Consider the following 15,640-nt stretch of genomic DNA (forward strand, 5'->3'; position numbering starts at 1 on the left):
CGGACGCCGCCCCTTCTGGCGGCGGCGTCCAGCGCTTCCCCTAGGGGCGGCGCGGCTTCAGGACGGGGGAAGGACTGGCTCCTTCCCCCGTTCCCATGCCGGCAAGCACTTCCTTGACGGCATCGATCGATGACACTTTGGGTTCCCAAGCCAAAATGCGTTCCGCGCGGCTGGTGTCCATGATGGGGGCGCCGGTTGCCATCTCTACCCATCCCGAATCGGTGGGCTGCACCCGCGCGCGCCATGTCAGGTCCACGACTGCGTGGAGCAGTCGCATGGGGATGGGGAGGATTCTCCTGGCACCGAGGATGCGTCCCAGTTCCTGCGGCGTGAGGACCGGCTCGGCGGCGATGTTGAAGGCTCCACTGGCACGCTGGTCCACCACCCGCCAATAGGCCTCCGCGACATCGTCCGCATGGACTGCCTGGAAGACCAGGTTGTCCGGGGCCGGCAGTATCGGCAGCCATGGTTGGGGCGGTACCAGCCGGGACAGGACGCGGCCCACGAAGTACCTGCCGATTTCAGCCCCTGCTTGTTTTTGGAAGATGAGCGCCGGCCGCAGACGCGCGACGGCGATGCCCGGGTTTTCGGCCATGAAGCCGTCCAGGAGCTTTTCCTGCTCGGCCTTGTGCCGGCTGTAGTGCGAACCGGCCATTCCTTCTGCTTACCATGACTCGTCCCTGCGCTGGTCCTTGCCGGACTTGCTGTAGGCGCCCACTGAAGAGGCGCAAACAACCTGTTTGACTCCCGCTTGGGCGGCGGCCTCCAGGACGTTCCCTGTTCCCGTGACGTTGGTCCGGTGCAGCAGGTCCAGATCGCGGTTCGGCTGGATCTGCCACGCCAGGTGGACCACTGCGTCAACCCCGGCGAGCGCCTCTTTCAGCAGTGGCTTGTCCCGCTCCAGGCCCACATCCAGGGTGTGCCACTGCATGCCGGCGTAGGGTTCCCGGGACGTATCGGGAAGCCTGCGGCTGATTCCCACCAGCTCCAGGCTTCCGGGCTTTCTCTTGAGCTGGCCCTGCAGATTGCGCAGCAGCGCTGTTCCCGCATTTCCGCTGGCTCCGGTGATGGCAATGCGCATGACGAGACTCCTTGGCGGGTTGGTCCGGTTGCCGTTTACATTCCGAGCTTATAGCGGAGAAGGATTGTTTTATAAGCAAGCTTATGATTTCCTACTTCTAAGTCTTGCCGCAGGCTTTCGGAACCAGACCGAGGGAAACCACACTCATGCCCGAATCCTTTGCCGCACTAGCCGTGGACGCTGCGCCCGTCCACCATCCACAGCCGGTATCCGTATCCCCGCAAACCCCTCCCGCCGCCTCAGGGCGGCTTCGGGAGACGTTCGAAAACGACCTGGTCCTAAGGTACCTGGACCTCGCAGAAGCTCTCGCTGCGCGCTTTGAAGCCCGTGGCAGGGAGAGGGCTGACCTGAACCAGGTGGCCTATTTGGGGCTTGTGAAGGCAGCGCGTGGTTTCGACCAGGCCAAAGGGGAGAGTTTCCCCGCCTACGCCGCGCCCACCATCACCGGCGAACTCAAGAGGTACCTTCGGGACCGGACGTGGGTTGTCCGTCCGCCGCGCCATATCCAGGACCTGAGGACCCGCCTGTTCCGGGCGGAACCGGAGTTGACCCAATCGCTGGGCCGCAACCCCAGCGTTGAGGAACTGGCCGTCGAGCTCGGCAGTGACCCGGCAGAGGTTCAGGAAGCCATCTCGGCGTCCAGCAGCATGCACCCGGATTCCCTCGACGCCGTGAACCCAAACTCGGATGCACCTTCCATTGGCGAGGTGCTGGCGTGCCCGGACACTCCCCTGGAACGGCTTGAAGAACTTGCCTGCCTCCGGGAGGCAATGCAGGACCTGGATGATTCCGACCGCGAGCTTCTGTACCGGCGCTACTTCTGCGAGGAAACCCAGGTGCAGTTGGGAAAGCGGTTGGGAATGTCCCAGATGCAGGTCTCCCGCCGCCTGGCCAAAGTGCTGGTGGAGCTGCAGCGCAGGCTGGAGGAAAGCGCGCAGTTCGGGAGCCCGGAGGGAGAAGCCGACAACGGAACGCCAGGACGCGCTGTGCGGCCAGGCCACGCGGCCGGCCCCGTCGCACCGTTCCACCGGACCGGAAGGGCTGGGCATCCCGGCACTGGCGGCGCTCGGATGGACCGGCGCCACGGCGGTACCGGGACCAGGTAGCAGTCCTGCTGCCCGGCACCGCATCGACCCATATCTTGCCTGTTCAACCGGGTCTTTGTGCGCCGCTGCCGCAAACGGAAAGCCCGCGGCCTTGTTTAGGAGCAACAGCAGGAGGGAACAGGTTGGTTATGGGAAGCTCTGAAATGTCCAAGCTCCGGGCTGTCCTGTTCGACCGGGACGGGACCCTGGTGATCGATGTGCCCTACAACGGGGACCCCGGCAAGGTAAGGCCCGTGGCAGGCGCCAAAGCAGTGCTTGACGGCCTGCGGGCGGATGGAATTGCCACCGGCGTGATCAGCAATCAATCGGGGATTGCCCGCGGCCTGATTACGGCCGACGACGTGGAAAAGGTCAATGCCCGGGTGGAAGAACTCCTCGGCCCTTTTGATGTGTGGGAGGTCTGCCCCCACGCGGAGCAGGACGGCTGCTCCTGCCGCAAGCCCGCTCCCGGCATGGTCCACAGCGCCTGCCGCAAGCTGGGAATTCACGAATCGGAGGCCGCCCTCATCGGAGACATCGGTGCCGACGTCGGGGCAGCAGAGGCTGCCGGCGCCACCGGGGTCCTGGTCCCCACGCCCGTGACCCGTGCCGAGGAGGTGGCCGCGGCGCGGCTGGTCGCCTCCGATTTGGCGTCCGCCGTAAGCCTGCTGCAGGAGACACCCTGATGGGGCGCGTCCTGGTGGCCCGGCTGGACAGCATGGGCGATGTCCTTCTGGTAAGCCCCGCGGTCCGCGCGGTGGCGAACGGCCGTGCCCAGCGCGGCGGCAGCACCAACCATGTGGTGATGCTGTGCGGCCGGCAGGGTGAAGCGGCCGCTGCCATGCTTCCCGGCGTCGCCGAGGTCTACAGCTGGGACAGCCCCTGGATCATGAATCCGGCACCGCGGATGACCGGCCCGCACGCGGACCGGCTGATCGAATACGTCCGTAATTCCCGCATCACCGAAGCCGTTATCCTCACCTCCTTCCACCAATCCCCCCTGCCGCTGGCACTGTTGCTGCGCCTGGCCGGCGTGGAGCGCATCACCGGCGCCTCCACCGATTACGCTGGCTCGCTGCTTGACGTGCGCCTGAAACCGGGGGAGGACTTTCCCGAAGACCAGCCCGAAGCGGAACGGGCGCTGGGCATCGCCGAGGCCGCAGGCTTCCGGCTCCCTCCGGGCGATGACGGAAAGCTGCGCGTCAACTCCGTGGCCGAAGTGGCAGCCCTTGTGGGGACCGAGCCCTACGTCGTGGTCCACCCCGGAGCGGCAGTTCCCGCGAGGGCGTGGCCTCCTCTGCACCATGCGGCCGCCGTCGAACTCCTCCAGGGTGCAGGGTACCGGGTGGTGGTGACCGGCGGTCCCGGCGAGACGTCGCTGACAGCCACGGTGGCGGGCCCCTCCGCCCTCGACCTCGGCGGACGAACCGACCTTGCCACCATGGCAGGCGTCATGGCCGTCGCCGATGCCGTCATCAGTGGCAACACCGGCCCGGCCCACCTGGCAGCCGCGGTGGGAACACCCGTGGCATGCCTGTTTTCACCCGTGGTCCCGGCCATCCGCTGGGCGCCCTACGGCGTGCCCCTGGAACTCCTCGGGGACCAGAACGCACCCTGCCGCATGTCCCGCGCCCGCGTATGCCCGGTTCCCGGCCATCCGTGCCTCGACTCGGTCTCACCCGAGGAAGTCGTAGCGGCCGTGGAACGCCTGATCAGCGGAGTGAGCTCCTTCAGCACGCACGTCAGCACCCGTAGAAAGGCCCGCAACAGATGAGAATCCTGCTCTGGCATGTCCACGGTTCCTGGACGGACGCTTTTGTCCGCGGCCGTCACGAATACCTGCTTCCCGTCCTGCCCGAAGGCGGGGCCTGGGGACTGGGCCGCGCCGGCAGGGACTGGCCGGAATCAGTGCGGGAGGTGGACCTGGCGGCCCTCGACGGCGACGCCGTGGACGCCGTCGTCCTCCAACGGCCCGAAGAAATCGACGAAGTGGCGCGGTCCCTGGGCCGGATCCCCGGCGTCGACCTGCTTACCGTGTTCGTGGAACACAACACGCCCAAAGGCAACTTCCCGAACATCAGCCATCCGCTCTCGGACCAGACCGTGATCCCGGTTGTCCACGTGACCCATTTCAACCGGCTGGCCTGGGACAACGGTTCTGCCCCCACCACGGTCATCGAGCATGGAATCCCGGACCCGGGACAGCTGTACACGGGTGAGCTTCCCGAGCTGGGCGTCGTGGTCAATGAGCCCGTGCGGCGTGGCCGGGTCACAGGGACGGACCTCCTGCCCGCCTTCGCCTCCGTGGCGCCCCTGCAGGTGTTCGGCATGAAGACCGACGGGCTCGCGGCAGCCACGGGAATCGGGGACGCGCGGTTGACGTCCCGCGGCGACCTCAAAACGCGGGACCTGCACCGGGAGCTTGCGCGCTGCCGGGTCTACGTCCACCCGATGCGCTGGACCTCGCTGGGGCTGTCCCTGCTGGAAGCCATGCACCTGGGAATGCCCGTGGTGGTGCTTGCCGCCACCGAAGCCCCCAGGGCCGTGCCGCAGGAAGCCGGCGTGGTCTCGGCAGATATGGATGAGCTGCTCCGTTGCGCGGAGCGCTTGGTTGCCAAGCCGGAGGAAGCCCGACGGCGGGGACTCGCCGCCCGGGAGGCGGCGCTGGAGCGTTATGGCCTGGGCAAGTTCCAGGACCGCTGGGATGAGCTCCTGGCGGACCTGCGCAGCCGGCCCCGGCACTCCGTCAACGAGCGGCCGGACGAGCGGATCCTTGTTCCGGCGCGGGAGAGGAAGACCCCATGAAAATCGCGATGATTTCCGAACACGCCAGTCCCTTGGCGGCACTGGGCGGGGTGGACGCCGGCGGCCAGAACGTTCACGTGGCCGCGCTGTCCGAGGCCCTTGCCAAGCGGGGCCACCACGTCACCGTCTATACCCGCAGGGACGCAACGGAGCTCCCCGAACGGGTCCGGGTGGGACGCGGCCTCGAGGTGGTCCACGTAGACGCCGGGCCCGCCCGCCACGTGCCCAAGGACGACTTGCTGCCCTACATGGGGGAACTCGCGGACGGGGTGGCCAAGGACTGGGGGCAGCGGCCGCCGGACGTGGTTCACGGCCACTTCTGGATGTCCGGCCTGGCGGCACTGGACGCTGCGAGGCGGCCCGAAACCGGGTACCGCGTCCCCATGCTGCAGACCTTCCACGCCTTGGGCACCGTCAAACGGAGGCACCAGGGCGCCGAAGACACCAGCCCGGAGGAACGCCGCTGGCTGGAACCGGGAGTGGGACGTTCCGCGGACCGGATCATCGCCACCTGTTCCGACGAAGTCTTCGAGCTCAAGGCCATGGGCATCGCCACCGGAAAGATCTCGATCGCGCCCTGCGGCGTGGACCTGAACTTCTTTTCGCCGGAGGGGCCGGTGGCCGCAAGGAAGCGCCGCTACCGCATCCTGTCGGTCGGGCGGCTGGTGCCGCGCAAGGGCGTCGACCTGGTGATCCGCTCGCTCCCGTACCTCAAAGCGGCGGGATTCGAGGACGTCGAACTCCTGATCGTGGGCGGTGGCGGTGACTCGAACGTCATGCACAAAGACCCAGAAATCCGCCGCCTGCTGGACCTTGCCGCCGAGCTTGGTGTGTCCGGACACGTGACGCTGCAGGGCCAGGTGTCGCGGGCTGAAATGCCGGGCATCTTCCGCAGCGCCGACGCCGTGGTGTGCGCGCCCTGGTATGAGCCCTTCGGCATCGTGCCGCTGGAGGCCATGGCGTGCGGCGTTCCGGTGGTGGCCGCGGCAGTGGGCGGCCTGCGGGACACCGTGGTGGACCACGCCACCGGCCTGCACGTGCCGCCCCGGGATCCCGAAGCCATTGCATCGGCACTGTCGCTGCTCTTGGAAAACCCAGCCCTCAGGGCAAAGCTCGGCCAGGCCGGAGAGCGGCGTGCCCGCAGCCGTTACTCCTGGGACCGGGTGGCCGCGGAAACGGAAAAGGCCTACCAGCTTGCCGTGGCCGGGGCGCCGGCCAGCGCTTCAGCCGGAATCGTACCGATGGAAGGAGCCGCACTGTGACCGCCGAATCGTCCCTGCGTGAATCAACCCTGCGCGAACCAAACCTGCGTGAAGCAGACCTGAGGGCCCTGACCGCAGCCCCGGCACTGCCGGCGGTGCTCCCCGGTGCCACGTTCGTTGATCCCGCCAGCGCCGACGCGGTCCGCCTGCACCTGGACAACGTGCTTCCGGCCCTGGACTCGCTGCGCAGCCAGTCCGGCCGGCTCGCCGCCTGGGGCGTGGAGCTGGCACAGCGGCTGCTGCGCGGCCAGCGGCTCCTGGCTGCCGGCAACGGCGGATCTGCCGCCGAGGCGCAGCACCTGACCGCGGAACTGGTGGGCCGGTTCGACAGCGAACGCGTCCCCTTCTCCGCCATCTCCCTGCACGCCGAGTCGTCAGCCGTGACGGCCATCGCCAATGACTACGGCTTCGACGACGTCTTTGCCCGGCAGGTGCGTGCGCACGGCCGCTCCGGCGACGTGCTGATACTGCTGTCCACCAGCGGGAAGAGCCCCAACCTGCTGCGGGCCGCGGACGTTGCCGCCCGGCTCAATATGACCACCTGGGCGCTGACCGGCGCCGGTCCCAACCCGTTGGCGGATGCCTGCGATGAGGCAGTCATGATTGACGCCCTGAACGCCAATGCCCAGGAAGGGCACCTGATCGCCCTGCATGCCATCTGCCGCGCCTTCGACCTCGAGGTTGCCCGGCACACGCCGGCCCCTTTCCCCGGGATGGCGAACGGGGGCCGGCCATGAGGATCGTCGTCGTGGGTGACGTCATGCTCGACGTCGACCTCTCCGGTGAAGCCACCAGGCTCAGCCCGGACGCCCCCGTCCCCGTCGTGGACATTTCCGGCGTCCGCCGTCGTGCCGGCGGCGCAGGCCTGGTGGCGCGCATGCTGGCCCAGGACGGCTGGCCCGTCACCCTGGTGACAGTGCTGGGGGATGACGACGCCGGCAGCCAGTTGCGCACGCACCTCGCCGGAGTGCAGCTCGTGGCGGGGACCACCGGCTACCCGTCGCCGGTCAAGACCCGCGTGCGGGCAGGCTCCCATCCGGTGGTCCGCTTTGACCAAGGCTGCGAACGCACTCCAATCCCGGACGTCACCCCGGCCATGCTGCGCGCAGTGGAAAAAGCCGGTGTGGTTATTGTGGCCGACTATGGCAGGGGACTGGCAGCCAACCCGCAGCTGCGCGGGCTGCTGGGCCGCCTGGCCGGTTCGGTGCCCATCGTGTGGGACCCGCACCCCTCAGGCCCCGAGCCGGTGCCGGGGGTTGCCGTGGTGACACCGAACATTTCCGAAGCGACCAAGGCGGTCCAGGCCGCCGGCAACGTCCCCACCTCTGTGGACGATGTTGCGCAGGTCCTGCTGGAGCGTTGGCGCAGCCAGGCCGTCCTGGTGACCAAAGGCGAGGAAGGGGCGGTCCTGCTGCAGCAGGGGGATGCTTCTTCCCGCGCCGTTCCCGCCCCAAGGGTGGAAGCCGGGGACCCCTGCGGAGCCGGTGACCGCCTGGCGGCCGGCCTGGCGGTGCACCTCCTGGCCGGTCGCGGGCTTCCCGAAGCTGCGGCCCTCGCCGTCCACGACGCCGCCGATTTCCTGGCGGCCGGAGGCGTGTCGGCACTGCCTGATACCCAGGGGCAGGATGCGGCCCCGGACCGCCACGGGGGTGTACCGGCGCGGGGCCGGCGCACCACCGAACCGTTGCTGCTGGCCCGTTCCGTGCGCGAAAGCGGCGGGAAGGTAGTGGCGACCGGTGGCTGCTTCGACCTGATCCACGCCGGACACATCAGGTCCCTCGCCGCCGCCAGGGAACTGGGGGACTGCCTCATCGTGTGCCTGAACTCGGATGATTCGGTGCGGCGGCTCAAGGGCCCGCAGCGTCCCATCATCGGCCAGCACGACAGGGCCGAACTGCTCCTCGCGATGGAATGCGTGGACGCGGTGATGGTCTTCGACGAGGACACCCCCGGGGCCGCCCTGGACCGGCTCCGCCCCGATATCTGGGTCAAGGGCGGCGATTACAAGGGAGCCAGCCTTCCCGAGGCCGACCTGGTGGAAAGGTGGGGCGGCCGCTGCCTTACCGTTCCCTTCCACCCGGCCCGCTCCACCACAGGCCTGGCGGACGCGCTCGCCAAGGTCAGCTGAACTTCTTCCCACTTGTCTTGTTTTCCCCATTGAAAGGAACACCATGACCGCAGAATCAACCGCCACTGCCGCCACCACGCCCGGACGCGTCCTTGTCACCGGAGGTGCCTCCGGACTGGGGGCCGCCGTCGTCGACGCCGTCCTTCGCTCCGGCGGGACGCCGGTAGTCCTGGACCGCGACATCAGCACCGTCTCCGGGGTGAAGGCGTTCGAAGTGGACGTCGCGGACCGCGCGGCCGTGGAGCACGCAGTCCGGGAAGCCGCCGAAACCTTGGGCGGCCTGGACGCGGTGGTCACTGCTGCCGGGATCGACCGCTGCGGCAAGCTGGCCGACGTCGAAGCCGCCGAATGGGAAAAGGTCATCGGGGTCAACCTGATGGGCACCGTTTCGGTGGTGCGCGCGGCCCTGCCCTACCTCAAGGAAACCCACGGCCGCGTGATCACCGTGGCGTCCACCCTGGGCAAGCGCGCCGTGGCCGATGCCACCGCGTACTGCGCCTCCAAGTTCGGCGTGGTGGGGTTCAGCCACGCACTGGCCGCGGAAACCGGCGGCGAAATCGGCGTGACCACCATGATCCCCGGCGGCATGAAGACCCGGTTCTTCGATGACCGGACCGAGCAGTACAAGCCGCAGGACGATTCCCGGCTCAACGACCCCGCCAATACGGCGCAGGCCATCCTGTTCGCCTTGAACCAGCCCACCGGCTGCGAGGTCAGGGAAATGCTGATCTGCCATGAGGAAGAGGGCTCCTGGCCCTAAGCCGGGTACCGGCCGCCACACCCTGGCGGTACAGCAGGACCACCAGCACCGACATACCAGCACCGAAAGGCGGGAGGAACACCATGCCCACCACAGCCACTGAAACAACCGCAGGCAACGAAACAGTCGAGGGCGCCGGCATCACCATCCAGGACCCGCGGACCGGTGAAGTGCTCTGGACGGTTCCCCAAGCGGGCCCGGACGCAGTGAATGATGCCGTGGACGTGGCCCGCAGGGCTGCGCCCGGCTGGGCGGCGACGGCTCCGGCCGAGCGCGGTGCGGCACTCCGCGCCGCCGCCAAGGCGCTGGACGCTGCCGCCCAGGAGCTCGCGGGGCTGAATGCCAGCGAAACCGGGCGGCCGGAAGCGGAGGCGCTGGCAGGCATCGCCGCCGCCGTGTCCACCCTGGAACAATATGCCGAACTGGGCCCGGTCCACCGCGGCCACAGCCTCCGCGGCAGCCGGCTCGCCTCTGACTACACGGTCGCCGAGCCGCGCGGCGTGGCCGTCCTGCTGACCCCGTGGAATGATCCGGTGGCAGTAGCCTGCGGCTTGATTGGGGCCGCGTTGGTGACGGGCAACGCGGTCATCCACAAGCCCAGCGAGCGCTGCCCTCGGCTGGGCGAGGCGCTGGGCGAAGTCCTGGCACCGGCTTTCCCTGCCGGCGTCTTCCTGACCATCTCCGGCGGCGCGGACGTGGGGGCAGCCCTGTCACAGGCGGAGGTGGATGTGATCGCCCACGTGGGTTCCAGCGCCTCAGGTGCCCGGATCGCGGAGGCGGGAGCCCGTACCGGCGCACACGTCATCCGGGAAAACGGCGGCAATGATCCCCTGCTGGTGGACCGCGACGTGGACCCGGCGTGGGCTGCGGAGCAGGCAGCGATCGGCGCCTTCAGCAACAGCGGGCAGATCTGCACGGCCGTGGAACGCATCTACGTCCATAAAGACATCGCTGCCGCGTTCTGCAGCGCGCTGGAGGCCGAGGCCGCACTGCGGAACAGCAACGGATCCGTGGCGCCGCTGGTGGACCTCCGGATGCGGGACGCCGTCCACGGGCACGTCGCCGAGGCCCTGGGCCAGGGGGCCCGCGCCGTTGAGGGCGGTACCCTGCCGGACGGGCCCGGCTCGTTCTACCCGGCCACCGTGCTCCTTGGCTGCACCGAAGGGATGCAGGTCATGACTGAGGAAACCTTCGGGCCTGTGGCTCCGGTCCAGGTGGTGGACACGTTCGACGACGGCCTGCGCCTGGCGTGCAGCGGCAAGTATGGCCTGGCAGCCACCGTCCTGAGCAGCAACATTGGGCACATCCAGCAGGCGGTGGCGGCGCTGCCGGTGGGAACGGTCAAGGTCAACGCGGTCTTCGGCGGTGCTCCGGGCGGGGCAGCCCAGCCCCGCGGGGAGAGCGGCGCCGGGTTCGGCTACGGGCCCGAGCTGCTGGACGAGTTCTCGCAGGTCAAGGTGGTCCACATCGCCGCGCCACCGGCGCCGGCGGACCCCGGCACGGGATCCGTCATCGATGAACAGGACCTGCCATGAGCACGTCCCCGGACTCCATTGACCTCTCCACCCAGCGGGCATTGTCCGACTGGCTGCCGGGCAGGCTGGCAGCGGAACAGCCGTCGATCCTGGTGATCGGCGACGTCATGCTCGATGGCTGGTGGAGCGGCAGCATCGAACGGCTGTGCCGCGAAGCCCCCGCACCCGTGGTGGACATCCAAACCCGCGAATCGGTTCCCGGCGGGGCGGCCAACACCGCCATGAACCTTGCGGCCCTGGGGGCGAAGGTGGCGGTGGCCGGCATCATCGGCACGGATGACGCCGGTGAGGACCTGCGCGGGCAGCTTGCCGCGGCGGGCATCGATGTCCAGTACCTGCAGTCCCACCCGGACATGGTCACCACCACCAAGATCCGCATCAGCAGCGGTGGGCAGGTGATGCTGCGCCTCGACGACTCGGCCAAGGCTGTCCCGGCCGACGCCCTGGACGCGCTCGCCGCCTCGGTGCGTGCCGCCGTCGAACACCGGGACGCTGTCCTGGTGTGCGACTACGGGACCGGGGTGGTGGCGGACCCCGTCCGCACGGCCATGGCCGATGTCCTGGGGAGCGGCGCTGCTGGAAAGTACCGGCCGCTGGTGGTGGTCGATGCCCACGACCCCCGGGCCTGGGCTGCGCTGCAGCCTGACCTGGTGACTCCGAACGCGCAGGAAACGGCGCGGCTGCTGGACCGGAAGCTCCCGGAGGGACAGGCGCGGGTGGAAGCCGTGGCCGCCGAGGCGGAGGCGCTGCTCCAGGGCACCGGCTCACGCGCCGTAGTGGTCACTTTGGACCGGGACGGAACCGTCCTGCTGACTCCCGACGGCGTCCGGCACCGGACGTGGGCTCGGCCGGCTGCGGAGAAACAGGCATCCGGGGCGGGCGATACGTTTGTCGCTGCCCTGACGCTGGCCCGCGCGGCCGGCCTGCCACTGACCGCCAGCCTGGACCTGGCCCAGTCGGCTGCCGACGTGGTGGTCCACCAGCCCGGCACATCAGTGTGCAGCACCGCCCAGCTCAGCCGGTACCTGGAAGCCTTCGCCGATACTGCCCTGAGTGCGGACGAACTGGAGCGGCAGATGGAGCTCCACCGCGCCCAGGGCCAGCGGATCGTGCTGACCAACGGGTGCTTCGACGTCCTGCACAGCGGCCATACCCGGTACCTCAACCAGGCCAAGCAGCTGGGCGACATCCTGGTGGTGGCGCTGAACAGCGACGATTCCGTGCGCCGGCTCAAGGGGGACGGTAAGCCCATCAACAACATGGCAGACCGGGCAGCGGTGGTGGCGGCGCTGAGCTGCGTGGACTACGTCACGGTGTTCGATACCCCCACGGCAGCGCCGCTGATCCGCAGGCTCCGGCCCGAGGTGTACGCCAAGGGCGGGGACTACACCCCCGAAATGCTGGCGGAAACCCCCGCGGTGGAGGAGTACGGCGGCCGCGTGGCCATCCTGGACTACGTGGCGGAACGGTCCACCACCGCCGTGGTGAACCGGATCCGGGACGGCCAAGGGGCTGCCAGCCCTGCCACCTAGGGCCCGCCAACCAGGGCCTGTCACATAGGGTTGAAGCATGACTGAAGCGGAGCACGGGTAATGGGCAAACGCGGAAAGTCAGGAGGCAGGGCCGGCCGCCCGGCAGCCGGCGTGGTCGAGGTGCCCAGGGGATCCGTGGTGAACGGACCGGTGGAGGGCGTCTACTACATCGATACCGGCGACTGCGAGCTGATTGCCGACCAGGACAACTCCACCGGCTGGCTCCTGAAGATCAACGGCGTCATGAGCTCGCACATCGACCTCGCGGACCCCCTGTTCCTGGACTTCGAGTACATGCGGTGGATGGCGGCTCTCATTGAGTCCCGCTGGCCGCCGTCGGCCGCGCACAAATTGCGCGGGCTGCACCTGGGCGGCGGCGCCTGCTCCATGGCCCGCTACTTCTCTGCCGCCTACCCGGACGCGCGCCAGGTGGTGGTGGAGCTGGACGGGAAGCTCGCCGAGTACGTGCGCGGCTGGTTCGACCTTCCCAAGGCACCCCTGCTGCGGATCCGTGTGGGGGAGGCCCGAGCCGTCACGGAAACCCTCACCGCCCAGACCCGGGACTTCATCATCCGCGACGTCTTTGCCGGCGCATTGACCCCCCGCCCGCTGACCACCGCCGAATTCACCGCGCATGCCAAGCGGGTCCTGGCCCCCGGCGGGCTTTATGTCGCCAATTCCGGGGACGCACCGGACCTGAAAAACGCCCGGGAGGACGCCGCCACCATCGCGGCGGCCTTCAAACACACCGTGATCATTGCCGATCCCGCCATGCTGAAGGGCCGGAGGTACGGAAACATGGTGATGGCCGTCAGCGACGTGCCCTTGGGCGATGATCCGCAGCTCCGGCGCCGGCTCCTCGGCGGGGCCGTCCCGGCACACCTGTGGGATGACGCGCAGGTGCGGGCATTCGCGGCCGGAGCGCCGGTCCGCCACGATTCACCCCCATCGATTGCTGAGTAATCGTCGTTTTCAGCGGTCAAAACGGCATTTACTCAGCAATCGACGGGCTAACCCTTGCCCAAAAGCGCGCCGCGGTGCTCGGCCATCCGTTCCCGGAGTGCCTGCACGACGGCGGCCACCGCGGGACGGCGCAGTGAGTCGGGGCGCAGGACCATCCAGTAGGGGAGCAGTTCGCCGATCTTGTCAGGAAGCAGGCGGACCAGGTCATCGTGGAGATCGGCCATGAAGCACGGCAGGAACCCGACGCCCGCGCCGGCCCGGGTGGCCTCCACATGGACGAACACGTTGGTGGAGGTCAGCCCGTCCTTCATGGCGGGAACCAGCCGCCGCGGCGCGTCCAGGTCGTCCACCTGGAGCATCGAGTCCACGAAGTAGACCAGCGGGTGCCTATTCAGTTCTGCCACGGAGGCCGGCGTCCCGTGCTCCGCAAGGTAGGCGCGGGAGGCGTACATGCCCAGGCGGTATTCGCCGAGCCGGATGGCCTCCGCGCGGTGCACCTGCGGCTCGCCCACCACCACCTCGATGTCCAACCCGGACCGCTGCTGCAGCGCCCGGCGGGTCATGGTGACTACCTCCACGCTCAGGCCGGGGTGGTTCCGGCGCAGCCGCGCCACCGCCGGAGCGGCAATGTAGGCGCTGAAGCCATCCGTTGCGGTCATGCGCACGACGCCGGCAACCGGGTCGGGTGCCTGGCCGGCCGGTCCCAGCGTGCCCAGCACCGCCTCCACCTGTTCCGCAGCCCGCACGGCCCGCTCGCCCAGCTCCGTCAGCTCCCAGCCACCCGCGGCGCGGGACAGCACCCGGCCGCCCAGCGACTTCTCAAGCGCGGCGATCCTGCGTGAGACCGTGGTGTGGTTCAAGCCCAGGGCCTGGGCCGCCGTCGTGAATCTGGCAGAGCGGGACACTGCCAGAAGGACCAGCAGGTCATCAGGATTCGCATTCATATCTGCAATTGTGCACACATTGACTGCCTCTTTGGCCATTGAAGTGCATCCTTTGTGCAGCAATACTCATCTGAGTCACTTGTGCTGGAGATCACAGCGCGTGTCAATGTGGACACTAGGAGAAACAATGAGCGTAGAGCAGCGCCCGGCCAACAACGCCGGGCATGCACCCGAAGGATCAGGACTGAAGAGGATTGTTGCCGCCTCCATGGTGGGCACCGTTGTGGAATGGTACGAGTTCTTCCTCTACGCCACCGCTGCCACCCTGGTCTTCGGCAAGTACTTCTTTCCGTCAACGGGCAATGACCTGGACGGAATCATCCAGGCCTTCCTCACCTACGCCGTGGGCTTCATCGCCCGTCCCCTGGGCGGCATCGTGTTCGGCCAGATCGGTGACAAACTGGGCCGCAAGCCAACCCTGCAGCTCACCATCGTGATCATCGGCATCTCCACGTTCCTGATGGGCTGCCTGCCCGGCTTCGCCGACATCGGATACCTGGCCCCCGCGCTGCTGGTGGCCCTGCGCTTCATCCAGGGCTTCGCGCTCGGCGGCGAATGGGGCGGCGCCGTGCTCCTCGTGGCCGAACACAGCCCCAACAAGACCCGCGCCTTCTGGTCCAGCTGGCCCCAGGCCGCCGTCCCGGTGGGCAACCTCCTGGCCACCCTGGTGCTGTACATCATGTCCACCACCCTCAGCAGCGAGGCGTTCCTCGGCTGGGGCTGGCGGGTGGCGTTCTGGCTCTCCGCCGTAATCGTCTTCGTGGGCTACTACATCCGCACCAACGTCAGCGAGTCGCCCATCTTCCTCGAAGCCAAGGAACTGGTGGAGAAGGAACAGGCCGTCAGCTACGGCGTCTTCGAGGTCCTGCGCAAGTACCCCAAAGGCATCTTCCAGGCCATGGGCCTGCGTTTCGCGGAAAACATCATGTACTACCTGGTGGTCAGCTTCGCGATTGTGTACCTCAAGAGCGTGCACAAGTACGACACTTCATCGCTCCTGCTGGCGCTGCTGATCGCCCACGTGATCCACTTCGCCATCATTCCGCAGTACGGCCGCCTGGCGGACCGGACCGGCCGCAAGCCCGTCTACCTCGCGGGCGCCATCCTCGGTGCCACCTGGCCGTTCTTCGCCTTCCCGATGTTCGATACCCGGAACGCAGTGGTCATCGTCCTGGCAGTGACCATCGGCCTGTGCCTGCACGGCCTGATGTACGCGGGACAGCCGGTCATCATGGCCGAGATGTTCCCCACCCGCATGCGGTACTCGGGCGCATCCCTCGGCTCGCAGGTCACGTCCATCTTCGCCGGGTCCCTGGCTCCGTTGCTGGCCACCCAGTGGCTGAAGGACACCGGTTCGTGGGTGCCCACCGCCATTTACCTGGTAGTGGCCTGTGCCATCACCACCGTGGCCGTGCTAAGCCTGAAGGAAACCAAGGGCGTCGCCCTGGAGGATGTGGACAAGGAAGACGCAGCCCGCGAAGGCCTGCTGACCGCTGCACGGCGTTGAGCTGGCTGCCACTGGACTGATGGAGCCACTGGACCGTT

General features: G+C 68.2%; 13 protein-coding genes and 1 pseudogene. 12 read left to right on the plus strand and 2 right to left on the minus strand.

What is annotated here, in order from left to right; translation table 11 throughout:
• Window positions 1–40: 40 nt before the first annotated feature.
• Window positions 41–1,081: pseudogene (locus NMQ03_RS02420) on the minus strand (NAD-dependent epimerase/dehydratase family protein).
• A gap of 146 nt (window positions 1,082–1,227) precedes the next feature.
• On the opposite strand from NMQ03_RS02420, the gene NMQ03_RS02425 reads away from it, so the two are divergent.
• The 11 genes from NMQ03_RS02425 to NMQ03_RS02475 all read left to right on the plus strand — a co-directional run bounded on the left by NMQ03_RS02425 (window position 1,228) and on the right by NMQ03_RS02475 (window position 13,151).
• Window positions 1,228–2,187, plus strand: coding sequence for a sigma-70 family RNA polymerase sigma factor (locus NMQ03_RS02425; protein WP_255174229.1), 960 nt, complete (start codon window positions 1,228–1,230; stop codon window positions 2,185–2,187).
• A gap of 128 nt (window positions 2,188–2,315) precedes the next feature.
• Window positions 2,316–2,852, plus strand: coding sequence for an HAD-IIIA family hydrolase (locus NMQ03_RS02430; RefSeq protein ID WP_255174230.1), 537 nt, complete (start codon window positions 2,316–2,318; stop codon window positions 2,850–2,852).
• The gene (locus tag NMQ03_RS02435) at window positions 2,852–3,940 is read left to right on the plus strand and encodes a glycosyltransferase family 9 protein (protein WP_255174231.1); all 1,089 of its coding nucleotides are present in this window, start codon (window positions 2,852–2,854) and stop codon (window positions 3,938–3,940) included. Before NMQ03_RS02430 ends, NMQ03_RS02435 begins: the two co-directional genes overlap by 1 nt.
• Window positions 3,937–4,971, plus strand: coding sequence for a glycosyltransferase (locus NMQ03_RS02440; protein WP_255174232.1), 1,035 nt, complete (start codon window positions 3,937–3,939; stop codon window positions 4,969–4,971). The genes NMQ03_RS02435 and NMQ03_RS02440 overlap by 4 nt, the downstream gene beginning before the upstream one ends.
• Window positions 4,968–6,233 carry a glycosyltransferase gene (locus tag NMQ03_RS02445; RefSeq protein WP_255174233.1) on the plus strand — a complete coding sequence of 422 codons (1,266 nt, stop codon included), beginning with the start codon at window positions 4,968–4,970 and terminating at the stop codon, window positions 6,231–6,233. Before NMQ03_RS02440 ends, NMQ03_RS02445 begins: the two co-directional genes overlap by 4 nt.
• A 95-nt stretch (window positions 6,234–6,328) precedes the next feature.
• Window positions 6,329–6,970: an SIS domain-containing protein gene (locus NMQ03_RS02450; RefSeq protein WP_255175518.1), complete on the plus strand. Its 642-nt coding sequence runs from the start codon at window positions 6,329–6,331 to the stop codon at window positions 6,968–6,970.
• Window positions 6,967–8,361, plus strand: a complete 1,395-nt coding sequence (locus tag NMQ03_RS02455) for a PfkB family carbohydrate kinase (RefSeq protein WP_255174234.1) — start codon at window positions 6,967–6,969, stop codon at window positions 8,359–8,361. Before NMQ03_RS02450 ends, NMQ03_RS02455 begins: the two co-directional genes overlap by 4 nt.
• A gap of 43 nt (window positions 8,362–8,404) precedes the next feature.
• The gene (locus tag NMQ03_RS02460) at window positions 8,405–9,121 is read left to right on the plus strand and encodes an SDR family oxidoreductase (protein WP_255174235.1); all 717 of its coding nucleotides are present in this window, start codon (window positions 8,405–8,407) and stop codon (window positions 9,119–9,121) included.
• 83 nt (window positions 9,122–9,204) lie between these two features.
• Window positions 9,205–10,656, plus strand: coding sequence for an aldehyde dehydrogenase (locus tag NMQ03_RS02465; protein ID WP_255174236.1), 1,452 nt, complete (start codon window positions 9,205–9,207; stop codon window positions 10,654–10,656).
• Window positions 10,653–12,188, plus strand: a complete 1,536-nt coding sequence (gene rfaE2, locus NMQ03_RS02470) for a D-glycero-beta-D-manno-heptose 1-phosphate adenylyltransferase (RefSeq protein ID WP_255174237.1) — start codon at window positions 10,653–10,655, stop codon at window positions 12,186–12,188. The genes NMQ03_RS02465 and rfaE2 overlap by 4 nt, the downstream gene beginning before the upstream one ends.
• A 60-nt stretch (window positions 12,189–12,248) precedes the next feature.
• The gene (locus NMQ03_RS02475; RefSeq protein ID WP_255174238.1) at window positions 12,249–13,151 is read left to right on the plus strand and encodes a spermidine synthase; all 903 of its coding nucleotides are present in this window, start codon (window positions 12,249–12,251) and stop codon (window positions 13,149–13,151) included.
• Between the two features lie 47 nt (window positions 13,152–13,198).
• On the opposite strand, the gene NMQ03_RS02480 is transcribed toward NMQ03_RS02475, so the two are convergent.
• A complete protein-coding gene (locus tag NMQ03_RS02480; protein ID WP_255174239.1) occupies window positions 13,199–14,095 on the minus strand; it encodes a LysR family transcriptional regulator in 897 nt (298 codons plus the stop codon).
• A 127-nt stretch (window positions 14,096–14,222) separates the two neighbouring features.
• On the opposite strand from NMQ03_RS02480, the gene NMQ03_RS02485 reads away from it, so the two are divergent.
• The gene (locus NMQ03_RS02485; RefSeq protein WP_255174240.1) at window positions 14,223–15,602 is read left to right on the plus strand and encodes an MFS transporter; all 1,380 of its coding nucleotides are present in this window, start codon (window positions 14,223–14,225) and stop codon (window positions 15,600–15,602) included.
• Window positions 15,603–15,640: the final 38 nt, after the last annotated feature.

Origin of the sequence: Arthrobacter sp. DNA4, from assembly GCF_024362385.1 — a bacterium.
Classification (GTDB): Bacteria; Actinomycetota; Actinomycetes; order Actinomycetales; family Micrococcaceae; genus Arthrobacter.